Here is a 20,924-nt window from a genome sequence, read left to right on the forward strand (position 1 = left end):
CTTTGACCGAAAATGCTGACGCGATTGGGCACAGCCCCTCTTTCCTTTGGCTTAGAATCCCTTATGCTAAGTCCACTACATCTTGGAAGGATACGTGAGATGGCAAAATCCATTGACTACGGAAATCTAATGCACAGCGCGATGCGTGGCTTGATCCGTCAAGTTCTCGAAAACGTGCGCAAAGATGGACTGCCCGGTGATCACCATTTTTTCATCACCTTCGACACGATGCATCCTGATGTCGAATTGGCCGACTGGCTGTCAGATCGCTACCCCGAAGAGATGACCGTGGTGATCCAACATTGGTTCGATAATTTGGAAGTCAATGAAGACAGTTTCTCAATCACATTGAATTTTGGCGATAGTCCTGAACCTTTGTTTATTCCATACGACTCGATCCGCACATTTGTGGATCCTTCGGTGGAATTTGGGCTGCGCTTCGAGACCCAAGACTCCGATGATGACGATATTGAAGAAGATGACGATATCGAGATGTCGAGCTCTGATGTGTCAGAATTCACTGCTGCACCAACAAGCGCATCTGACGAAAAATCCTCTGGTGAGGCTAAACCCAAAGAAGCTGAAATTGTGTCCTTGGACCAATTCCGCAAATAGGCCTCGCGTGGTGCACGCCTAAAAGCTAAATACCTTTTGCCATTTTTTCAAACATCACCTTGGATATGATCTCCAAGGTGCTCTGAAAGCACAGCTACGACACAGCTTTGTCTCTTATTCTATAAATTTGGAAAATTTAGCGCTAATAGGTATCTGTATGCAGCCGTATACATTGCATGATTCACTACAAAGGCGTATATCCAATCCAAATTATGGCTTCGCATCAAGGGAGAGAGCCCCGATGACCACCACCCGTACAGAAACAGACAGCTTCGGCCCACTAGAGGTCCCTGCAGACAAGTATTGGGGTGCCCAAACGCAGCGCTCCATTATGAACTTCCCCATCGGTTGGGAAAAACAGCCTGTGCCAATCATTCGCGCCCTTGGCGTGGTGAAAAAAGCCTGCGCGATGGAAAACTTCGCCCAAGGCAACCTTGACAAAAATCTCGCCGACGCGATCATTGCCGCTGCCACCGAAGTGATCGACGGCAAGTTCGACGACAACTTCCCGCTCGTAGTCTGGCAAACTGGCTCTGGCACACAGTCAAACATGAACGCCAACGAAGTGATTTCGAACCGCGCAATTGAAATGTTGGGCGGTGAATTGGCCTCTAAAAAACCAGTTCACCCCAACGATCACTGCAACATGGGTCAGTCTTCTAACGACACTTTCCCAACAGCGATGCACGTTGCCATCGGCATGCAAGCGCGTGACGTGTTACTGCCTGGTCTCGACAAATTGGCCGCAGCTTTGGAAGCCAAATCCGAGCAGTTCAAAGACATCATCAAAATCGGCCGCACGCACACGCAAGACGCGACTCCTTTGACTTTGGGCCAAGAATTCGGCGGCTATGCGCATCAAGTGCGCAAAGGCATCGAACGCGTCAACTCTTGCTTGCCAGACATCTATGAGCTGGCTCAAGGCGGCACTGCAGTTGGTACAGGCCTGAACACCAAAAAGGGCTGGTCCGAAGCGGTCGCCAAACACATGGCTGACATCACTGATCTGCCTTTTGTCACGGCGCCAAACAAATTTGAATCCTTGGCCGCGCATGACGCGATGGTCATGTTCTCTGGTGCCTTGAAAACTGTGGCCGCAAGCCTGTTCAAAATCGCCAACGACATGCGTCTTTTGGGCTCTGGCCCACGCTCTGGTTTAGGTGAATTGATCTTGCCAGAAAACGAGCCAGGCTCGTCCATCATGCCGGGCAAAGTGAACCCAACCCAAGCCGAAGCGCTCACCATGGTGTGCTGCCACGTTATGGGCAATGACGCGGCTGTTGGCATGGCCGGTTCGCAAGGCCACTTCGAATTGAACGTTTACAACCCAATGATGTCCTACAACGTCTTGCAATCTATGCAACTTTTGGGCGACAGTGCCTCTGCCTTCACCGACAATATGGTTGTGGGCACCGAGGCCAACATCGACCGCATCGACAAGTTGATGAAAGAAAGCTTGATGCTTGTGACGGCGCTTGCGCCAACCATTGGCTATGACAATGCGACAAAAGTTGCCAAAACGGCGCATAAAAACGGCACCACCCTCAAAGAAGAAGCGATTGCTTTGGGCTTTGTGGACGCCGAAACCTTTGATGCCGTTGTGCGCCCAGAGCAAATGATTGGCCCAAAAGACTAAGCCTAAACGTCTTTAATCAACTCAATTCAGGGCGGCTTTCGGGTCGCCCTTTTGCTTGCGCTTTTCTATAAAATCTTGGCGTCGCCAGTGATCGATGGTACAATCACACCCCATGAGCACACCGATCAATCTCAATAAATTTCGCAAACAAAAAGCCCGCGCCGACAAGCGTGCACAGGCTGACCAGAATTCGATGAAATTCGGGCGCACTAAGGCGCAAAAGGACTTAGAAGAGGCGCAAAAAGCCAAGGCGAAGGCCCTGCTTGATGGCCATAAAAAGGACCAAAGCGAATGACGGCACCATTGATCGGACGCCCAGTTAAACGCTCACTGACCCTACATGGTCACCGCACATCTGTATCGCTCGAAGACCCGTTCTGGACAGCATTCCGTGATATAGCGCGCGAAACGAGCAAACCAATCAATGTCTTAGCTGCCGAAATTGACAATATGCGTGGTGTAGACAGCGGGCTCGCGTCCGCCATTCGCGTCTATGTGTTGGACTACTATCAGACGAAAGCCCAAGACGGCACCTGAGATACAAAGGCCAAACGCAGCGATTGGCGCAGCGGCGTCATGCTTAGTCGACCATCAATCACCGCACTTGGATCTTTGACCGCGACCTTCAACAGCGGCAGATGGGTCATCGCATCATTCAATGGCGCCCGCGCGGTTTTACTCAATCCTGCCAAGACAGTCCCTGATCCGCGCACAGCCTCTAAAGCGTCACTGGCAAGATCAGCAACGGCGCTCAGTCTGCCATCTACAAGCGGCACACGACCGACCTCTTGCAGCTTGGGAACAGCCGCGAAATAGCGCACCAACGCACCAGCATACCCTATACTTTCCAATACCTTACAGGCCTCACTTGAGGCACCCAGTAACCGCGATGCCTGCACCAAGGGCAAAGCATAGCTGTTGGTCAAATAGATCTTAAACGCCGTTATATCCTCATGCGGGTCGTTGTAGATATCCCATTGGCGCGCGGTGACTGTGGCGTCTAAGGCCTCCGCCGCCTCTGCATCCAACACGCCTGCAAGCGGTCGCGCGACCTCATGGGCACGCGGGTCTTTGCCGTCGATTATCTCTTGCAACACGTCGCGCCAAAACTGCAGACGCATTTCTGCAATCATGCTTTCTTTGGTCAACCACGGCGCTTTGGCCACCTCCAAACAAAAGGCATGGATCGGAAACAACACATCACGCGCAGGCACAGGTGCTGCCATCGTGGCGCGAAAGCGTTCTTGATCGGCGGTTTTCACCAATACAGCACAGGCTTGAATGTCTTGCGCGACCATTATTCCGCACCTAGGGTTTGGGCGCCATCGCGAACAAGTTTCCAATTGATCGCATCCAAAAGCGCCTCAAAAGACGCATCTATTATGTTGGATGACACGCCAACAGTAGACCAACGGCGTCCGGTGCTGTCCTCGTGATCAATGATCACGCGGGTACGCGCCTCGGTGCCGCCTTGGGTTATTCTGACTTTATAATCAACAAGTTCCATGTCTTCTATCAGGCTTTGATACGGCCCAAGGTCTTTGACCAATGCCTTTGATAAGGCGTTCACTGGCCCACCATCAGAGCCATCGTCAACTATGCCCTCAGAGACCGACAACAACCGTTCGCCGCCTATATTGACCACCACGGTGACCTCGGACAGGTGGTTCATTTCGCCGCGCGCATCCAAGCGCCGCTCGACTGTGGCGCGGTAGCGCTCGACAGAGAAGAACACAGGCAACAGGCCAATTTCTTGGCGCGCGAGCAATTCAAACGAGGCCTGCGCGGTGTCGAATGAATATCCAACACCCTCTAAGTCTTTGATGCGGTCCAAAATGCGCCCCATCGCAGGATCATTTTTGGGCAGGTTCAACCCCATATCGCTCAGACGTTTACGCAGGTTCGATTGCCCCGCTTGGTTTGACATCGGCACAATCCGCGCATTGCCCACCAGCTCTGGCGGCACATGTTCATATGTGGTCGGGTCTTTCAAAATCGCCGAAGCATGCAAGCCCGCTTTATGGGCAAAGGCGGAGGCACCAACATAGGGTGCCGCGCGTTGTGGCACACGGTTGAGAATGTCATCCAACATGCGCGAGACCTGCACGAGACCTTCCAACGCGTCCATCGTCACACCGGTTTCCAGCGTCGATTTATAGGGCTCTTTCAACAACAAAGTGGGGATCAGCGAGACCAAATTGGCATTGCCGCAGCGTTCGCCCAAACCGTTGAGCGTGCCTTGGATTTGACGCGCGCCCGCATTGACCGCCGCCAAGGAATTGGCGATGGCATTGCCGGTGTCGTCATGGGTGTGAATGCCCAAATGATCGCCCGGAATGCCGCTGGCGATCACATCCAGCGTGACTTTATAGACATCCGCAGGCAAAGTGCCGCCGTTGGTGTCGCAGAGCACAATCCAGCGCGCGCCCGCGTCATAGGCCGCTTTCAAACAGGCCAGCGCGTATTCAGGATTGGCTTTGTAGCCGTCAAAGAAATGCTCGGCGTCAAACAAGGCCTCGCGACCGTTTTTCACCAGATGTTTGAACGAGGCGGAGATATTCTCAAGATTTTCGTCCAAGGTGATACCAAGGGCAGTTGTGACGTGGAAATCATGGGTTTTGCCCACCAAACACACGGCTTTCGTGCCCGCGTTCATCACTCCTGCCAGCACCTCGTCATTCTCAGCCGAGCGCCCTGCCCGTTTGGTCATGCCAAAGGCCAAAAACGTCGCTTTGGTCTTGGGTGCTTCCTCAAAAAACGCGGAATCCGTCGGGTTGGCACCGGGCCAACCACCCTCGATATAATCCACCCCAAGCGCATCAAGTGCGTCGGTGATCATGTATTTCTCAAGTGTTGAAAACTGTACGCCTTGGGTCTGCTGGCCATCACGCAAAGTGGTGTCGAAGAGGTAGAGGCGGTCTTTGGTCATCAGAGAGCCTCCAAAACATTTTGGGCAGCATACTTCATATAAAGATCATGAACCGCATCAGCTTTCATAGTTCCATTATCATCAACACCGTCGCCCAGCTGTTTTTTTCTCTCTTCAGCTGAGAGCGTGCTAATGTACTTATCTATCATGTCAAAACTTGTTGAAGGAGCAACGTTTCCATTTGGCATATCTTTTAGTGTGATACCTAACTCTGCAAAAAGATCGCGGATCAAGTCTGCTTTCGCCCAATCTTTGTCTTCTCTGGCTTTCTTTCTGATACGCAAGACTTGGTGAAGTGCGAAATAGGATTCTTTTTTAATAATCGAGGTTTTGGCCCATTCTCCTAAATGATCCTGAAGTAAACCTAGCATCGAGCAACATGCCAAAAGTACATCGTATTTTTTTTCATCAAATAGGCGATAAAGAACGGCGAGAGCTCCAGCTGTATTCAGGTCATCTGAAAGTAAATCCAAAAACTTTTGGTCTACTTCACCAGCCTCAATTCCCGCACATACTGCACGCCATTTTTCCAATGTCGCCATAGCTTGATCTGCCTTGTCTTGCGTCCAATCCATCGGCTTGCGGTAATGTGTGCTTAGAAACACAAACCGGATCACTTCGCCGGGAACGCCTTGATCTAGCAAATCACGTACGGTGAAGAAATTGCCCAAGGACTTGGACATTTTCTTGCCCTCGACCTGCAACATCTCGTTGTGCAGCCAGTAGTTGGCGAAGCCGTCCCCATCATGGGCGTGGCCCGAGGCGCAGCAGCTTTGGGCGATCTCATTCTCGTGGTGCGGGAACATCAAATCATTGCCCCCCCCGTGAATGTCGAATGTATGTGGATGCGCGAGTGCATTTTCACTCAACTCACCTGCTTCAAGTGGTTTTTTCCACAAAATATCCTCTGCCATGGCAGAACATTCAATATGCCAACCGGGGCGACCTTTGCCCCACGGGCTGTCCCAACCTGGCGTGTCCGCATCGGATGGTTTCCACAGCACGAAATCCATCGGATCGCGTTTGTTGTCGGCAATTTCAACCCGCGCGCCAGCGATCATGTCGTCTGTGTTGCGACCAGACAGGTCGCCATAATGGGGATAGCTATTCACGGAAAACAACACATGCCCCGCGCCGTCCGCGTAGGCGTGGCCTTTGGCGATCAAATCTTCGATCATCGTGACCATCTGCGCGATGTATTCGGTCGCGCGCGGCATGTGATCGGGATCCATCGCGCCAACGGCTTGCATATCCTCAAGATACCACTTGGTGGTCTCATCGGTGATGTCGCGAATGGAGCGCCCTGTTTGAGCGGCCTTGGTGTTGATTTTATCATCCACGTCAGTAAAATTGCGCACATAGGTGACGTGATCAGCCCCATAAACATGGCGCAGCAAACGATTGAGCACATCGAACACGATCACAGGGCGCGCATTGCCAATATGGGCGCGGTCATAAACCGTCGGCCCACAGACATACATCCGCACGTTTTGCGCATCAATCGGTTCAAAAACCTCTTTTTTGCGCGTTTTGGTATTGGTCAGACGGATGGGGGTCTGTGTCATAGCGATAGCTTTCCTTCGGGTGTCCCCGCGGGCATATCAGCTTCATTCAATAGAGAAAAGAGACCAGAAACCCGCGCGACAATGTCAGCGGATAATGCAGCAAATAATTTGGGTGCATGATGTGGTCATAACTTATGTGTAGCAGGGCAAACTGGGCTTGCAAAGCCCCTTTGATCGGCTCAGATTACACTCACCCAACTGAGAAAAGATCGATGAGCAAAACGCCAAACCGTGACCCGATTTATGAGGTGCCCGAGGGCATCGAACAGCTGCTGGAAATCATGCGCCGCCTGCGCGATCCTGAAACGGGGTGTCCGTGGGATATTGAACAGGATTTCTCCACCATAGCACCCTTTTCCATTGAGGAAGCCTATGAGGTCGAGGATGCCATCAAGCGCGGCGACATGGCCGATTTGCAGTCTGAACTTGGGGATTTACTGTTTCAATCCGTGTTTCAATCGCAGATCGCCGCCGACAAAGGCCTGTTTGATTTTCAAGATGTGGCCAAGACCATCGCCGCGAAAATGATTGATCGCCACCCCCATGTGTTCGGCGATCAAAGCAATCAAAAATCGTCGCAACAACAGACCATCGACTGGGAAGTGCAAAAAGCAGCCGAGCGCGAACGCCGTGGCGAGACACGGGTTTTGGACGGTGTGGCCATGGGCCTGCCCGCTTTGATGCGCGCACAAAAACTGCAAAAACGGGCAGCGCGAGTCGGCTTTGATTGGCCTGATGTCAGCCATGTGATCGACAAAATCGTCGAGGAATCCGCGGAACTGGTTGAGGCCCGCGACACCAAAACGCCTGAAGACGTTTATGAAGAATACGGAGATTTGCTGTTTGTCATGGTCAACCTTGGGCGTCATATGGGGATCGAAACCGAGGAAGCTTTGCGTGCAGCCAATGACAAATTCACACGCCGTTTTAATGCTGTCGAAGAGCGACTTAAAGTAATTGGAAAGACGCCATCAGAAAGCGACTTGGCAGAGATGGATCAGCTTTGGAATGACGTGAAAGAGGTCGACAAGCAGGGACTTTTGTAGGGACATTTGACCACAGGCCTGAATACCTGATTTTTATAATCAGATATTGACCTGAGTGATTTAGTCGGATTAAAAGACCTCAACCAAACTGGAGCCTTTTCATGACCCTTCGCACCACGATCCTAGCAACGACACTTTTGGCAGCCACCCCTGCGCTTGCCGACGTCAACGTCTACTCACACCGCCAACCTGAGCTGATCGCCCCTTTGACAAAGGCTTTCACCGCAAAAACAGGCATCCGTGTGAATGTTGCTTTTCTTGAAAGTGGCCTTGTTGAGCGATTGAAAGCCGAAGGGGATCGTTCACCTGCTGATGTGATCCTAACGGTCGACATTGCACGTCTTGCAGAAGCTATGGATGCTGGCGTAACACAACCCCTTATAACAGACACTCTGGAAGCCAACGTGCCTGCGGCTTATCACGACCCAGAAGGCCATTGGTGGGGAGTGACAACCCGCGCGCGCATCGTTTACGCCTCTCGCGAAGCCACAAAAGTAGGCGATATCACCACCTACGAAGATCTCGCCAATCCGAAATGGAAAGGCCGCATTTGCACCCGCTCAGGCACCCATTCTTACATGATCGGCCTCACATCGGCCTACCTCGTGCATCACGGGTCCGAGGAAACCAAAACATGGCTCGCTGGTCTCAAAAACAATCTCGCACGCAGACCCCAAGGCGATGACCGCGCGCAAGTGAAAGCGATCTGGGCGGGCGAATGTGACATTTCACTCGGCAATACCTATTACATGGGAAAAATGCTGGCAGACCCAGAGCAAAAGGTTTGGGCGGATTCTGTGCGCCTTGATTTCCCAGTGTTTGAGGGTCACGGCACCCATGTGAATATCTCTGGTGTGGCGCTCACTAAAGCTGCAAAGAACGTCGCAGAAGCAACACAATTCATTGAGTTTTTGACATCACCGGAAGCGCAAGAAATCTACGCCGAAGCCAATAGCGAATACCCAATCGCACCAGGGTCTCAGCCGTCTGAATTGGTCGCAAGCTGGGGCTCGTTCGTGGCGGATGACTTGAACCTGATAACCATTGCAGGTGCGCGTGCCGAGGCCCTGCGCCTGACCCAAGAGGTCGATTACGACGGTTAACCGCTCCTATACAGCGTTGAGATAAGAGATTGACCCGCCATGTGAACAAACACGAGGCGGGTCTTTTTTTGCCTTGACGCGCCATCGATCTCTAGGCATGTTTCCCCCATGAAAACATCATTCGCCACAACGCAGTATTATTTCCGTTCCTCATAGGGTGCGGCTATCGTTGTGACATAACAAAAGCCGCCGCAGCAGGGCGGCTTTTTGTATTTTGGGGCTCTTGTGTGCGGCAGCAGGAGACTAAAATGATCGAGACCTTAGGACGCACCATCACCATTCGCCCTGCCCGACGATCCGATTGTCGTGCCGTTGCGCGGATGATCGAAGAGCTTGCCAAGCATCACGGCGATGTGCCTTTAATTTCCGAAGACGCCCTGCGTGCCAGCGTGTTTTCAACAGAACCTTGGCTGACAATTCTTGTGGCTGAACGCGAAGAACGGCTGGTGGGCTACGCTGGCTTGGTGCGCGGATTCAAACTGCAATTCGGGCAACGCACGCTGGACTTACATCACCTCTTTATCGCGCCAAATATGCGCGGCAAAGGTATTGGTCGGCAATTGATAGACGCGTCCGTCAACACGGCACGTAGGCTGGACTGTACCGAGCTGACGGTGGGCACCCAAAGCCACAACACGGCCGCCCAAAGCGCATATGCGGCCTGCGGATTTGCGAAACGGCAAAGCGCAGGCGGCGTCAAATTTGTAATGGATCTGTAATCAGACAAACAAAAGGCGCAAAACAGTCAACCAGTGACAGATTTTGCGCCTTTCAAATATCGAGTATACAAAGCAACTGCTAGAGCGCGATAACGTCGACCCTTTGGCCTTTCACAGCCAAACCTATCTCGCCTTTGCACAAACGCATTGCATCATCACCAAACACTTCGGCGCGCCAGCCGCTGAGAGATGGCAAATCACGTTTGCCAGCTGCAATCATATCCAGCTCAGCCGATGAGGCAATCATTTTTGCCGCCACATTGGCATTGTCGGATTTGGCTTTCAGCAAGACCCGCAGCATATCGGCCAAAGCAGGGTTCACCTGCAATTTGTCGCGATCCATATCCACTTTTGGCATTTGTTCAGGGGTGTATTTGGCCGCAGCCGTGATCGCCGCGATGATCCCGTCAGCGATATCGCCTTTACGTGCTTCACGCAGCAAAAGGCGTGAACGGGACAAGTCGGCAGCGTCTTTGGGCTTTGTCGAAGCCAATTCCAGCATCGCATCGTCTTTGTAAACACGGCTGCGCGGAATATCGCGGGTCTGCGAGTACTCTTCGCGAAACGCGGCCAATTCTTTGACAGCGGCAAGGAATTTTCCAGAGCTGGTGCGGGTTTTCACACGCTTCCAAGCGTCTTCGGGTTCGACCACGTAAGTGCCTGGCGTCAACAAGACCTGCATCTCTTCGTCGACCCATTTTTCACGGTCTGTCTTCTTAATCTCTGCGGACAAAAATTCGTAAATCATCCGCAAATGCGTCACATCAGCCAATGCATATGTTTCTTGCGCAGGCGTCAGCGGGCGGCGCGACCAATCGGTAAAGCGCGATGTTTTATCAAGGCTCTCCTTGGCAATTTTACGCACCAAAGTCTCATATCCAACCTGTTCGCCAAAGCCGCAGACCATCGCCGCCACTTGTGTGTCGAACAAAGGCTTCGGGATGACGTTGCCTTGGATGTAGAAAATTTCCAAATCTTGGCGCGCAGCATGGAACACTTTGACCACGTTTTCATCGCGAAACAGCGCGTACAGCGGCTCCAAATCGATGTCTTTGGCCAAAGGATCCACCAAAACGGCGTCTTCTTCGTTGTCACCCGTCACCGCAAGCTGCACGAGGCACAGCTTGGAATAATAGGTCCGCTCTCGAAGGAATTCAGTGTCCACGGTCACAAAAGGATAGGTTTTGGCGTGGTCGCAAAAGGCTTGAAGCGCCTCAGTCGTTTTGATGGTGATCATGATGTCTTTTCTAAAGTATACGGGGTCATCCCGCAGATCGTTGTCAATTTCTACGCAACTCAGACAAGAATGAAAAGCAGATAGGTCTAAATGTCGAAAACGCGCCCCAATGTGGTGCGCGTTTGCCTAAACATCGATGCGTGTCCGGTCGCCCGACACAAAGCGTCGCAAGGTCTCTGGGTAGAGCTTATGCTCAAGCGGCAAGACCCGTGCGGCCAAGGCATCGGCGGTGTCGCCAGCCAAAACAGCCACGCGCCCTTGCGCCAAAATAGGTCCGCCATCCAGCTCAGCTGTGACCTCATGCACGGAACAGCCAGCGGCCTCATCGCCGGCATCAATAGCTCGTTGATGGGTGTGCAAGCCTTTGTATTTCGGCAGCAAAGACGGATGGATATTGAGCATCTTACCCGCAAAATGCGCGATAAACTCAGGCGTGAGAATGCGCATGAACCCAGCCAAAGCCACCACATCAGGATCGTAAGGCGCGAGCGCTTTCATGACTGCCGCGTCAAAAGCCGCACGATCCCCTTTGTAGTCTTTGTGATCCACAACCACCGTCGGAATGCCCAAAGCCGCAGCCTTGGCCAGCCCACCCGCATCGGGGCGATTGGACAGCACAACGCAAGCCCGCGCAGGGTGATCACCCGTCATAGACTGCGCCAGCGTCACCATGTTAGAGCCGCTGCCAGAGATCAGGATCGCAACTTTTTTCACGGCCAATGCGCCCTTAGACCAATGTACCAGTGTAGCGCACGCCCGCGCCCGCCGTCACTGTGCCAAGGGTATAGACGGTTTCGCCCTCACCTTGCAGCAATGCTATGATCGCGTCAGCTTTGTCCGCGTCCACAGACAAAACCATGCCAACGCCAGCGTTAAAAGTTTTGAGCATTTCAGATTCAGCCAAACCGGCAACATCTGCGATCCAAGCGAACACAGGCGGCAAAGTCCAAGACGACAGATCGATATCCGCGCCCAAGCCCTCGGGCAGAACGCGTGGCAGGTTTTCGGTCAAACCACCGCCCGTAATATGCGCCAACGCATGAACGCCACCTGCACGGATTGCTGCCAAAGTTTGTTTCACGTACAAGCGTGTCGGCTTCAACAGCTCTTCGCCCATGGTGCCCGCGCCAAACGGGGCTTTGTCACCCCAACCAAGGCCAGAGACCTCAACCGTTTTGCGCACCAAAGAATAGCCGTTGGAATGCACACCGTCAGAGGCCAAACCGATCAAAACATCGCCTTCTTTGACGCCCGCTGGCAGATCTTCGCCGCGTTCCATTGCGCCCACAGAAAAGCCCGCAAGGTCGAAATCGCCGTCGTGGTACATGCCCGGCATCTCAGCGGTCTCACCACCGATCAGCGCACAGCCAGAAAGCTCACAGCCTTTGGCGATGCCCTCGATGATCGCTGTCGCTTGGTCCAGCTCAAGTTTACCCGTGGCAAAGTAGTCGAGAAAGAACAAAGGTTCCGCGCCCTGACAGACAAGATCATTCACACACATAGCCACCAGATCGATGCCGATGGTGGACACATTGCCTGTGTCGATCGCGATGCGCAGCTTGGTGCCGACGCCATCAGTCGCAGCCACAAGGATCGGGTCCGTGTAGCCTGCCCCTTTGAGGTCAAACAAAGCGCCGAAACCGCCCAAACCCGCCATCACGCCAGAGCGTGCTGTTTTCTTGGCCGCCGGTTTGATCCGCTCAACCAGCGCATTGCCCGCGTCAATATCCACACCGGCGTCTGCGTATGTTAGGCCGTTTTTTGCGTCGCTCATGATCTATCGTCCCCAAACTCACCTGCGACATGTTCATGATCTTGGTCTGAACACACCGCTTTGTCATCATTTGCCCCGCGCTTTATCGCAGTTCGCGGCGTAAGGAAAGCAAAAGCGCTGATTGCTTGCGCTGCTTCGTCATCCGCGCTTTAGTAACTGCAAGTCCTAAGACATTTTTATCCAGAGATTTTATCATAATGCTTGATGCCTTGAAAAATATTGAAAGGTCTTTGGCCCCTTATTCAAATACCATAACAACCATAGGCGTCGTCATCGCGCTTTTGGGATTGTTTGTTGCGGTCTACGCTTTGCGCCCCAGCCGCAAAACCGATCCCTATATAGACATGCTTGAAACGCGCACCGATTGGGCCAAGGCCATCGGGCGGTTGAAAGCAGATGATCACAAAACCTATTCCGACAGGCTGACACGCCTGAACACTTGGGCGGATGGATTTTATGGCAAGCGCCTGTTTGGCTGGCAAAGTTTTATGCCCTGCCTGTCTTTGGCAATGATCTATCCTATTATTGCAGCCCTGATTGGCTGGGCCATTGGCGGCAATCCCAGCGTAGGCGGGCTGACACTTTCTGAGGCAAACACACCCCTTGTTCAGCGCTGGACCAGCCTGACTTGCATCACGGCCTCTTTTAGCGTTTTGTACTTGGTCTTTAAAAATATCGATAAAATTCTTGACCGCGTCACCGAATTATTTGCGCTTTGGCGCAACGGTCTTGACGCGCGGCGTGGTTTTTTCGCAAAGGCAGCCCGAGTGTTATTGAGACAAGCGCCAGCTCTTATCGGTGCCTTTGCCGCTACCGGAGCATTTGCCTTTGCCTTTGCTTTTGCATTTTCCGGTGCCTTTGCCCTTGCCCTTACCTTTCCAGTTGTCGTTGCCTTTGTCTTTTTTACCTTTGCCGTTACCCGTGTCATTTTCCGTGCCGTTACCCGTGTCATTATCGGTGCCGTTGCCCTTACCCTTGCCGTTACAGGTGCCCTTGTCGTTGTCGTTGCCTATTTCAACCAAGACTTCACACTGCTCTTTTTCTACGGTCTTCTGCCCCTCTTTAACGCTGGTGCTGATGTCATTTCAGTTGGCGCCACGCGGTTATTTATACGCAAGATCGGCTCTGGCACCCAAAAACCGCTTATCATTATTTTGGAACTTTTGATTGATCTCACTATCGCCTTGTTGTGTTTATTTGCCCTGCTCATGTCATTGACGTATGCGCTGGACCTTTGGGCGAACCTGTCCCCCAGCACCCTGCCCTTTGATTGGCGCGCCTATCGTGATCAGGTTTTAGATGGCGACGCAGGCGCATGGGTTTTCATCGCCATGATGTTGGCCAGTACGCTGCTGCCAACCTTCATCCATTGGGCCATGGGCATTTACGCCCTGCTGCGCCACAACTCGCATCATGCGCGTGCGGCATTGGAGCGTTGGGAGCTGTTGAACCGGATGGTGCCGAAAGATACAGTGTTCCAAGATATCAAACCCGAAATACAAGATACGCAGGTCGTGCCACTGATGAGGTCGCTCAAACACGCACAACGCATGGGCTTGATTGGCGCGTTCCTTAGCGTGGGTGTTTTGATCATCGTGACCCTGTTGGGCATCGAAGCGATGATTAATTGGCGCTACCCAGACCTTTCTGTCTTTCCAACCCCTTGACCCGCATCGCAACTCGCAATATTCACGTCCTCGGCGGGCCTGTAGCTCAGTTGGTTAGAGCAGAGCGCTCATAACGCTTTTGTCGTAGGTTCAAGTCCTACCGGGCCTACCAAATTCATTGAATATCATTCACTTTCCGCCAAAGTGGGTCCTAGAAAAATCATTATTCCGTTGACGACTCACCAAAGCCATTTGGTTTGGGATCCATCGAAAAAGAGTGGTTCCCCCAACATCAACGATCCTGCGGCCTCAGCTTTCGGTGTTTTATGCCCGATGAGTCTATATATTTGCATCAATACCATCGACATGCTCTGACCTACAAAGGTGCAGACCCTGTTGTTGCATAAGATCACAAAATTGTCGCTTTATCCTGAAACCCATGCTTCAAAACGGCATGAAGATCCCCCAGTTCTCTTATGACGGAACCAGCAGAAATTGGCTGACGGGTCTGGTTGTTGAGCTGCAGAAACGCGATGCGTTTGAGATAAAAACCGCAAACGGGACTGTGACGCAGATCTAAATCATCAAGGCTGCGCTGCAACTGCGTAGCAGGACAAATATTTGTTTGATGAACAAGCATGTTCCTCAAGAAGCCGCATACACACGTGTCACACGTGACAACACATACACTCTTTTAAATTCAATTACTCGGATATTTGCCCCGCAGAATATCGCTCGACATAACAGTGCGCCAACTTTTTTGCCCCATGTGATCCAGCTGCGCTGCGCCACAAGGTCATGGATTGACGGTCATGGCCAGACATAGCGCCGCTGACGTGTTCGCCGCGCTCAATGTTACTGAGATATAGAACTCGACGACGGCGCATTGCAGACCATGTTTTTGTTGGCGCACTGCGCGCTTCAACGTGTTCAAACAATCGTGTGAAACTTGGGAAATATAGCAACCCTACAGCGTTAAAATCACTTCCCACACAGGGAAACATTGTGATCGCATCCTCGCACGTGCGCTCCATATCCCGAAGTTCCTTGGCCAGTGTTGCGGTCTCTTGCGCGAAGCCATCGGGCGCGTACTGCAAGACGGAAATAAGGTAAGGCGTGACGCGGCTCACGCTTGCATTGACGCCAATTTCCTTGTGCACCACAAATGTCGACAAAAGTGTAAAGCGCGCAATCTCGGTCCCATCGACATACAGGAAGTGATTGGATTGGATCTTGCTTTTGCCCGCGGACCAAAGCTGAGATTTCACCTCAACATTTTGACCGAGCGTCGCCAAATCGGGGTTCAGCTGTTCAAATTCGGTCGCGCAAAAGGCCGCATACATTTGGCGTCCTTTTTTGTCCCAAAAAACAGTGGTGCGTTGGCCAAGCGCGTCTGCGATCAACTGCCAGTGGACATCACCTAAATGGCGAAGCCACCAATCCTCTGACAGGCCGTGAAATGCAAGTTGGGCCATGCCAAGCGGTATGGTTTCAGCGCGCGCCACAGTTGTGAGATCAACGGATGCCAGCGCGTTCATGATGCGATCCGTTTTGATGTATTCGCCACGCTGGAAATTGTATCGACCAGATATTTTGAATCTTCATCAATACCCAAGAACCGCCCAGACCCCCAAGTGTTCAACCAGCCCAATCCGATGAAGTAGAACCCAGTCTCATTGCAAACGCCACGATTGTAGGCGGGACGACCGTGAGTATCAAAGACATCCACGTCGATCCAGCTGTAGTCTGGTCGGAACCCAATCGCCCAAAGTATTGACGTGATGCCTTGTTTTGCACAGTCGATTTCGGTGGTTTCCTGCTGCGGGCGCCACAGTTTTTCAAATGCAGGTTCCGCTGGCGCATCAATCCCGTTCTTGTCAATATAAGCATCGATCGCGTTGCGGATACCAAGATAACTGTCGTCGGCATCATCAAGATTCTGCTCGAGATCCGGCAGGAACTGAATCTTTTGCCCGTCCATCCCGCTGACCGAGCCATATAGAGACACACCGTCCAGCGCGAATTTGCGCAGATCGATTTCATGGCCACCATCCCGACCTGTCATATAGTGATTGGTTTTGGTCATCGCGTGGACGGGATCGGGATGCTGATCTATTGTGATCTTATAGTGCCCCATATCGTACAACCAATCGGTTGCGTCACGCCCGCGGTATTGCCGCGGAGAGCGTGGAGCTGGGCCAGCAGCAAGGTGAACATCGCGTCCTTTAAGGTGCATGTCTTCCATCAATTGCACTCCGGATTGGCCTGTCCCCACCACCAAAGTGGCGCCGTCTGGCATTTGCTCGGGACGGCGGTAATCAACGGAATGCATTTGCAGGATCGAAGGATCAAGGTCGGCGGCATAGGTCGGTACAATAGGATTGTCGTAGCCACCCGTCGCAATCACAACTTGATCAGTGGAATAGTGACCCTGACTGCTGTCCACCAAGTACCCGCCGCTCGGACGTTTGGTGATTTTGGTCACCTGACAATGTTCCACAATCGGGGGATTGAACGTCTCGACAAAGGCATCAAGATAGTCAGTGATTTGGTTTTTCACCATAAAACCATCTGGATCGCCACCATTATAGGGAAAGTCAGGCAAGCGGCATTGCCAATTGGGCGTGACAAGACAAAACGTGTCCCACCGGTTGGTCCGCCAAGAATGAAACTTTGCGTGTCGTTCCAAAACAACATGATCCAGTCCAGCCTGAGACAGGTAATAGCTGACGGACAGCCCTGCCTGTCCGCCGCCGACAACAACAACAGATTTTGTTTCCCGATGGGTCATGGGTGTTTCCTTAAGAGATCGACAAGCAGATGACGTCTGCCGGTGCGGTAAAAGCGCTGGCTTTGCGCTCGATTTGAGTGAGTTGGGCATCGGCACTTGTGCAGCGATAGCCAAATTTTGCTTCGACACGGGTGCTGGCTTTTTCCAGAGCAATGCGGCAACGCACGACAAAATCATCCAAGGGATAGGTTGTTCCGGCAGACAAAAATTCATGCACCACAGTTGACGGCGAATAACACACTTCGGTTTGGCCATCGGGCCAGCGCACGGTAAAACGAGTCTCAGGCATGTTGGGCCTCTTTCGCAGATAGGTTCAAATATGGATCGCGGGCATAGTCCCAAAACAAGGCAGAGCCTTCGCGGTCTGTAAGTCGCAGGGCCGAGCCCTCAAGGACATCACCACAGGCGGCGGCAGAAATGCCGTGGGCTTGGAACATTTTGCAGACGTCGTCTGCGTCTTGGGCTTTTACAGAAAGCAAAAACCCAAAGCTTGGAAAGCTGCGCAACCAGCGGGCCAACTCCACGCCTTGCGGGCGCGGCAAGGCCTCTAGCTGAATATCAATCGCGACGTTAGATGCTTCGGCCAACATTAAAGCTGTGCCAACAATTCCGCCTTGGCTGATGTCTTTGCCTGCAGCCACCATGCCTGTTTCGGCGAGGTTTGGCAGAATTTCTAAGTTTTTGCGCAACACCACAGGTGATGTCGTCAAAGCGGCATTCCAGTTGTCAAACGGCTCGCGATAACTCCCTTTCAAATCGATAGCACAGATGAGCACGTCGCCAAGGCAGGCAGAAAAACTGGAAATGACATGTTTTGCGTGCCCTAAAATGGAGGCGGAAAGCTGTAGTTGATCACTGTGAAGATTGGTGTGACCACCGACGATGGGCACACCGTAGGCCTGAGATGCGGCCTTCATGCCTGCCAAAACGGGTTGTGCCTGTTCAGCACTTGGGGCCCAAATAGCGTTGGTGACACAACGGGGACGCCCCCCCATTGAAAGAATGTCAGAGATATTCACCATGACAGCGCACCAGCCAGCAAACCATGGATCGGCGTGAACGAACGCGTTGATGAAGCCCTCACAAGCGAACAGATCGAAACCACCTTTGACGGGCAAGACAGCGCAATCATCACCGGGCTGCCCCTCACTTTGAGCGCTCAAACCAAGCGTTGCCGTACTTTGCGCAATGTCCAATTTGCTCAAGATAGACGGATGTGCGCGCAGGTCGCGCACCATTTGACGTAACGCGGGATGAGGCTTCATAACGTTCGCTTCCGTTTGGGGGATAGGGTTTTCCATCCCGCGAAAGGGTCGCTGATCGCAGGATACCACATCAGATCGGCTTCCATCTCCATATGCGGGACGCCATGCACTTCGATTTCGCGCAAGGACGCCCAATGCAGACGTTTGAACAGTGGAACGTTTTGCATTTGGACCTGTGCCAGAAAACGATCACAGTCACGCCCATGCGCGGTGCAGACAGCGAGCCTGATCAGTTCAGCCCCCAAACGCCCCATCCGGCGGTGCGTGTGAGAGACCGCAAGTCGCGAGCCGCGCCAGATACGCGGGTGTTCTTGGTGGATACGCACCGTTCCAACAATAGCGTCAGCCTCAGACGCAAACGTGCTGATCGCGGCAAGCGGCATCGCGATATCGTCAATCGCGTCGCGGTCATGCAAGTCAAAGATTTTCTGTTCTTCGACAAAAACTTGGCGTCGCAACTCTTTGACGCCCTTCAGTTCCCACGGCAGGGCCGCCGCACGAATGATAAAGTCTGGAGACATAAAGGCATGGGGGTTCTGGAAACTCATGATGCCCTCAATTTCTCATAGACGGACAAGGCAGAGCAGGCACCGCACTTGCCACAACCTGCCTTGATGCTTTCAGAACTCATCCCTGCGCGCAGGATCATGCCCGACAGAGGTTTCAAGATGCTGGCCATAAACTCTGATGTCGGTGCGGGGTGACTTTCGAGCGGTGTGCCTGACACAGGTACAAACGGAACAACAAACGGATAAACGCCGATATCGCACAGTTTTTGTGAGGTTTCCAAAATCGCCTCTGCGGAGTCGCCCAGCCCTGCAAGGATATAGGTCGATACCTGACCACGGCCAAAGACCTTTACGGCGGCTTTGAAGCTGTCAAAATATTTCTCGAGACTGACTTGCGCCTTGCCGGGCATAATGCGTGCGCGCACCTCTGGCGTGACCGCCTCAAGATGCATCCCAAGCGCATCAACGCCCGCATCAAACATGCGCTGGTGCCAGATATCGTCTTCTGGGGGTTCGCATTGTGCTTGAAGGGGCAGATCAACGACCGCTTTGATCGCGGCTGCGCTTTCGACCATCACCGCAGCGCCGCGATCTTTGCCTGCGGGCGTGCCCGTGGTCATGACCATGTGCTTTACGCCATCCAGTTCGACCGCTGCTTTTGCGACTTCTGCAAGCTGTTGCGGCGTTTTATGGGCGATCGTGCGACCGGCGGCTAAGGATTGCCCAATAGCGCAGAATTGACAGGTCTTTTTGCGGCTCTCATATCGAATGCAAGTTTGCAGAACAGTTGTCGCCAACACATCTTTGGAATGCAATGTCGCGATCTTGCTATATTCGATACCGTCAGACGTCTTCAAATCGTAAAACTTGGGACGCAAAGGGAAACGTACGTTTCCAAGTGACACACCTGATTTGGTCACGGCGGCCAATCCATCTGCGCCTGGGGCTTGCACGACATAGGGACTGTCGAACGCAGGTGCCGTGTGGACCGGCACCATGACGGTGGTGTTACCAACCGTCACCGCTTTGTGGTCTGTGGGCCCTGCGCCACCGCGGCGGCTTTCCATGCCAGCAGTCGGGTCTACCAAGCGCATACCGCGTGTTTGCAATTCATTGATAAGGTCAGCTTCAGACATCTTTTGCCTCCGTTTCTGGGGTGGTCATAAGGTCTTGAGGGTCTTCTATCCGGCGCACGGGCTGTGCAGGGCGAGCGTCGTGGACCAGATGCAACAACTCTGGGCGCGCGTAATGGCCGACGCTGTCCATCATACGCTTGCGTTTGGTCACAAGTTTCATGTCCAGATCGGCGATCAAAATGCCTTCGCCTTCAGTTAAAGGCGGCACCACATGACGACCTTCGGGCGAGATAATGCAGGTCATACATCCGTCGCGCAGACCCTTTTGCAATTTGGGGTCATCTGACACACTGGCGATTTGATCCTCGGTCAGCCATCCTGTCGCGTTCACAACAAACGCACCAGCCTCTAAGGCGTGGTGGCGCATGGTGACTTCGATTTGTTCCGCAAAAATAGGCCCAACGAGACTTCCAGGGAAATGCGCGACATGAATTTCTTCGTGTTGAGACATCAATGCGTAGCGCGCCAGCGGATTGTAGTGCTCCCAACAGGCCAAAGCGCCCACACGGCCAACTTTGGTATCCACCACTTTAAGTCCCGCGCCATCCCCTTGGCCCCAGATCATCCGCTCATGATACGTTGGCGTGATCTTGCGGCGTTTCAGGGCAAGGCTTCCGTCGGCATCAAAAATCAGCTGAGTGTTAAACAACGAACCATTGTCACGCTCGTTGACACCCAAGACGACAACAACCCCGAATTTTCTGGCCGCGTCTGCGACGGCTTGTGTTTCGGGTGATGGCACAACAACGGCTTCGTCATACAAGCGCAGATGCTCTGGTCCTTGCAGCATAGGTGGCAAAACGAACGAAAAGTAGGGGTAGTAAGGTACAAAAGTTTCGGGAAAAACGATCAACTCCGCGCCTTTTCCTGCAGCGTCAGCAATGGCGTTCAAGACACGCTCGATCGTGCCTGCTCGGCTCGTTAAATCTGGCGCGATCTGGACTGCGGCGGCCCTGACGGTGTGATCTAACATGGGATCATCCTTTGTGGTG

Annotated in this window: 22 protein-coding genes and 1 tRNA gene; 9 read left to right on the forward strand and 14 right to left on the reverse strand. The window is 52.8% G+C overall.

The window, feature by feature from the left end; all coding sequences use genetic code 11:
• Nucleotides 1-99 precede the first annotated feature (99 nt).
• The 4 genes from WNY38_RS02185 (at nt 100) to WNY38_RS02200 (ending at nt 2,788) form a co-directional block, all read left to right on the forward strand.
• Complete coding sequence (locus WNY38_RS02185; protein WP_342855669.1) at nt 100-615, forward strand: ClpXP protease specificity-enhancing factor SspB; 516 nt, start codon at nt 100-102, stop codon at nt 613-615.
• 241 nt (nt 616-856) lie between these two features.
• Nucleotides 857-2,251, forward strand: a complete 1,395-nt coding sequence (gene fumC, locus WNY38_RS02190) for a class II fumarate hydratase (protein WP_342855670.1) — start codon at nt 857-859, stop codon at nt 2,249-2,251.
• A 112-nt stretch (nt 2,252-2,363) separates the two neighbouring features.
• Nucleotides 2,364-2,546, forward strand: a complete 183-nt coding sequence (locus tag WNY38_RS02195) for a DUF4169 family protein (protein WP_342855671.1) — start codon at nt 2,364-2,366, stop codon at nt 2,544-2,546.
• 8 nt (nt 2,547-2,554) lie between these two features.
• The gene (locus WNY38_RS02200) at nt 2,555-2,788 is read left to right on the forward strand and encodes a ribbon-helix-helix domain-containing protein (RefSeq protein WP_342855814.1); all 234 of its coding nucleotides are present in this window, start codon (nt 2,555-2,557) and stop codon (nt 2,786-2,788) included.
• On the opposite strand, the gene WNY38_RS02205 is transcribed toward WNY38_RS02200, so the two are convergent.
• Genes WNY38_RS02205 through cysS form a run of 3 tightly spaced genes read right to left on the reverse strand, consistent with a single transcriptional unit; the run spans nt 2,761 to nt 6,745 of the window.
• Complete coding sequence (locus WNY38_RS02205) at nt 2,761-3,549, reverse strand: squalene/phytoene synthase family protein (protein WP_342855672.1); 789 nt, start codon at nt 3,547-3,549, stop codon at nt 2,761-2,763. The genes WNY38_RS02200 and WNY38_RS02205 overlap by 28 nt on opposite strands.
• Nucleotides 3,549-5,180, reverse strand: a complete 1,632-nt coding sequence (gene cimA / locus WNY38_RS02210) for a citramalate synthase (RefSeq protein WP_342855673.1) — start codon at nt 5,178-5,180, stop codon at nt 3,549-3,551. The genes WNY38_RS02205 and cimA overlap by 1 nt, the downstream gene beginning before the upstream one ends.
• Complete coding sequence (gene cysS / locus WNY38_RS02215; protein WP_342855674.1) at nt 5,180-6,745, reverse strand: cysteine--tRNA ligase; 1,566 nt, start codon at nt 6,743-6,745, stop codon at nt 5,180-5,182. Before cysS ends, cimA begins: the two co-directional genes overlap by 1 nt.
• A gap of 212 nt (nt 6,746-6,957) precedes the next feature.
• Between cysS and mazG the strand changes: the two genes are divergently transcribed.
• The 3 genes from mazG to WNY38_RS02230 all read left to right on the forward strand — a co-directional run bounded on the left by mazG (nt 6,958) and on the right by WNY38_RS02230 (nt 9,613).
• Nucleotides 6,958-7,791, forward strand: a complete 834-nt coding sequence (gene mazG / locus WNY38_RS02220) for a nucleoside triphosphate pyrophosphohydrolase (RefSeq protein ID WP_342855675.1) — start codon at nt 6,958-6,960, stop codon at nt 7,789-7,791.
• A gap of 101 nt (nt 7,792-7,892) precedes the next feature.
• Nucleotides 7,893-8,894: a Fe(3+) ABC transporter substrate-binding protein gene (locus WNY38_RS02225; protein ID WP_342855676.1), complete on the forward strand. Its 1,002-nt coding sequence runs from the start codon at nt 7,893-7,895 to the stop codon at nt 8,892-8,894.
• A 248-nt stretch (nt 8,895-9,142) separates the two neighbouring features.
• On the forward strand, nt 9,143-9,613 hold the full coding sequence (locus tag WNY38_RS02230) for a GNAT family N-acetyltransferase (RefSeq protein ID WP_342855677.1): 471 nt from the start codon (nt 9,143-9,145) through the stop codon (nt 9,611-9,613).
• A 79-nt stretch (nt 9,614-9,692) separates the two neighbouring features.
• Here WNY38_RS02230 and rnd read toward each other — a convergent pair whose 3' ends face one another.
• The 3 genes from rnd to purM form a co-directional block, all read right to left on the reverse strand.
• Nucleotides 9,693-10,850: a ribonuclease D gene (gene rnd, locus WNY38_RS02235; RefSeq protein WP_342855678.1), complete on the reverse strand. Its 1,158-nt coding sequence runs from the start codon at nt 10,848-10,850 to the stop codon at nt 9,693-9,695.
• Between the two features lie 126 nt (nt 10,851-10,976).
• On the reverse strand, nt 10,977-11,564 hold the full coding sequence (purN, locus tag WNY38_RS02240) for a phosphoribosylglycinamide formyltransferase (protein WP_342855679.1): 588 nt from the start codon (nt 11,562-11,564) through the stop codon (nt 10,977-10,979).
• A 13-nt stretch (nt 11,565-11,577) separates the two neighbouring features.
• Nucleotides 11,578-12,624 (reverse strand): phosphoribosylformylglycinamidine cyclo-ligase, encoded by a 1,047-nt coding sequence (gene purM, locus WNY38_RS02245; protein WP_342855680.1) that lies wholly within the window; start codon nt 12,622-12,624, stop codon nt 11,578-11,580.
• A gap of 209 nt (nt 12,625-12,833) precedes the next feature.
• On the opposite strand from purM, the gene WNY38_RS02250 reads away from it, so the two are divergent.
• Both WNY38_RS02250 and WNY38_RS02255 read left to right on the forward strand, forming a co-directional pair.
• Nucleotides 12,834-14,291 (forward strand): hypothetical protein, encoded by a 1,458-nt coding sequence (locus WNY38_RS02250; RefSeq protein ID WP_342855681.1) that lies wholly within the window; start codon nt 12,834-12,836, stop codon nt 14,289-14,291.
• A gap of 35 nt (nt 14,292-14,326) precedes the next feature.
• Nucleotides 14,327-14,403, forward strand: a tRNA-Ile gene (locus WNY38_RS02255).
• 237 nt (nt 14,404-14,640) lie between these two features.
• On the opposite strand, the gene WNY38_RS02260 is transcribed toward WNY38_RS02255, so the two are convergent.
• From WNY38_RS02260 to WNY38_RS02295, 8 genes are all read right to left on the reverse strand, one after another.
• The gene (locus WNY38_RS02260) at nt 14,641-14,871 is read right to left on the reverse strand and encodes a hypothetical protein (protein ID WP_342855682.1); all 231 of its coding nucleotides are present in this window, start codon (nt 14,869-14,871) and stop codon (nt 14,641-14,643) included.
• A 64-nt stretch (nt 14,872-14,935) separates the two neighbouring features.
• Nucleotides 14,936-15,769, reverse strand: a complete 834-nt coding sequence (locus WNY38_RS02265) for a Pnap_2097 family protein (protein WP_342855683.1) — start codon at nt 15,767-15,769, stop codon at nt 14,936-14,938.
• Complete coding sequence (locus WNY38_RS02270; RefSeq protein ID WP_342855684.1) at nt 15,766-17,022, reverse strand: MSMEG_0569 family flavin-dependent oxidoreductase; 1,257 nt, start codon at nt 17,020-17,022, stop codon at nt 15,766-15,768. The genes WNY38_RS02265 and WNY38_RS02270 overlap by 4 nt, the downstream gene beginning before the upstream one ends.
• 10 nt (nt 17,023-17,032) lie before the next feature.
• Complete coding sequence (locus WNY38_RS02275) at nt 17,033-17,311, reverse strand: MSMEG_0570 family nitrogen starvation response protein (RefSeq protein WP_342855685.1); 279 nt, start codon at nt 17,309-17,311, stop codon at nt 17,033-17,035.
• On the reverse strand, nt 17,304-18,287 hold the full coding sequence (locus WNY38_RS02280; protein WP_342855686.1) for a sll0787 family AIR synthase-like protein: 984 nt from the start codon (nt 18,285-18,287) through the stop codon (nt 17,304-17,306). Before WNY38_RS02280 ends, WNY38_RS02275 begins: the two co-directional genes overlap by 8 nt.
• Nucleotides 18,284-18,835 carry an MSMEG_0567/Sll0786 family nitrogen starvation N-acetyltransferase gene (locus WNY38_RS02285; RefSeq protein ID WP_342855687.1) on the reverse strand — a complete coding sequence of 184 codons (552 nt, stop codon included), beginning with the start codon at nt 18,833-18,835 and terminating at the stop codon, nt 18,284-18,286. Before WNY38_RS02285 ends, WNY38_RS02280 begins: the two co-directional genes overlap by 4 nt.
• Nucleotides 18,832-19,932 carry an MSMEG_0568 family radical SAM protein gene (locus tag WNY38_RS02290; protein WP_342855688.1) on the reverse strand — a complete coding sequence of 367 codons (1,101 nt, stop codon included), beginning with the start codon at nt 19,930-19,932 and terminating at the stop codon, nt 18,832-18,834. Before WNY38_RS02290 ends, WNY38_RS02285 begins: the two co-directional genes overlap by 4 nt.
• Entirely contained in the window at nt 19,925-20,905 is a 981-nt protein-coding gene (locus WNY38_RS02295) for a Nit6803 family nitrilase (protein ID WP_342855689.1), read from the reverse strand. The genes WNY38_RS02290 and WNY38_RS02295 overlap by 8 nt, the downstream gene beginning before the upstream one ends.
• Nucleotides 20,906-20,924 lie beyond the last annotated feature (19 nt).

The sequence above is a fragment of the Pacificibacter sp. AS14 genome (genome assembly GCF_038899935.1).
In the GTDB taxonomy this organism is placed as follows: Bacteria; Pseudomonadota; Alphaproteobacteria; order Rhodobacterales; family Rhodobacteraceae; genus Celeribacter.

Excerpts from the sequence above, each read along its gene's own strand:
- WNY38_RS02185 (WP_342855669.1), top strand. The coding sequence starts at position 100 with ATGGCAAAATCCATTGACTACGGAAATCTAATGCACAGCGCGATGCGT.
- fumC (WP_342855670.1), top strand. The coding sequence starts at position 857 with ATGACCACCACCCGTACAGAAACAGACAGCTTCGGCCCACTAGAGGTC.
- WNY38_RS02195 (WP_342855671.1), top strand. The coding sequence starts at position 2,364 with ATGAGCACACCGATCAATCTCAATAAATTTCGCAAACAAAAAGCCCGC.
- WNY38_RS02205 (WP_342855672.1), bottom strand. The coding sequence starts at position 3,549 with ATGGTCGCGCAAGACATTCAAGCCTGTGCTGTATTGGTGAAAACCGCC.
- cimA (WP_342855673.1), bottom strand. The coding sequence starts at position 5,180 with ATGACCAAAGACCGCCTCTACCTCTTCGACACCACTTTGCGTGATGGC.
- cysS (WP_342855674.1), bottom strand. The coding sequence starts at position 6,745 with ATGACACAGACCCCCATCCGTCTGACCAATACCAAAACGCGCAAAAAA.
- mazG (WP_342855675.1), top strand. The coding sequence starts at position 6,958 with ATGAGCAAAACGCCAAACCGTGACCCGATTTATGAGGTGCCCGAGGGC.
- WNY38_RS02225 (WP_342855676.1), top strand. The coding sequence starts at position 7,893 with ATGACCCTTCGCACCACGATCCTAGCAACGACACTTTTGGCAGCCACC.
- WNY38_RS02230 (WP_342855677.1), top strand. The coding sequence starts at position 9,143 with ATGATCGAGACCTTAGGACGCACCATCACCATTCGCCCTGCCCGACGA.
- rnd (WP_342855678.1), bottom strand. The coding sequence starts at position 10,850 with ATGATCACCATCAAAACGACTGAGGCGCTTCAAGCCTTTTGCGACCAC.
- purM (WP_342855680.1), bottom strand. The coding sequence starts at position 12,624 with ATGAGCGACGCAAAAAACGGCCTAACATACGCAGACGCCGGTGTGGAT.
- WNY38_RS02260 (WP_342855682.1), bottom strand. The coding sequence starts at position 14,871 with ATGCTTGTTCATCAAACAAATATTTGTCCTGCTACGCAGTTGCAGCGC.
- WNY38_RS02265 (WP_342855683.1), bottom strand. The coding sequence starts at position 15,769 with ATGAACGCGCTGGCATCCGTTGATCTCACAACTGTGGCGCGCGCTGAA.
- WNY38_RS02270 (WP_342855684.1), bottom strand. The coding sequence starts at position 17,022 with ATGACCCATCGGGAAACAAAATCTGTTGTTGTTGTCGGCGGCGGACAG.
- WNY38_RS02275 (WP_342855685.1), bottom strand. The coding sequence starts at position 17,311 with ATGCCTGAGACTCGTTTTACCGTGCGCTGGCCCGATGGCCAAACCGAA.
- WNY38_RS02280 (WP_342855686.1), bottom strand. The coding sequence starts at position 18,287 with ATGAAGCCTCATCCCGCGTTACGTCAAATGGTGCGCGACCTGCGCGCA.
- WNY38_RS02285 (WP_342855687.1), bottom strand. The coding sequence starts at position 18,835 with ATGAGTTTCCAGAACCCCCATGCCTTTATGTCTCCAGACTTTATCATT.
- WNY38_RS02290 (WP_342855688.1), bottom strand. The coding sequence starts at position 19,932 with ATGTCTGAAGCTGACCTTATCAATGAATTGCAAACACGCGGTATGCGC.
- WNY38_RS02295 (WP_342855689.1), bottom strand. The coding sequence starts at position 20,905 with ATGTTAGATCACACCGTCAGGGCCGCCGCAGTCCAGATCGCGCCAGAT.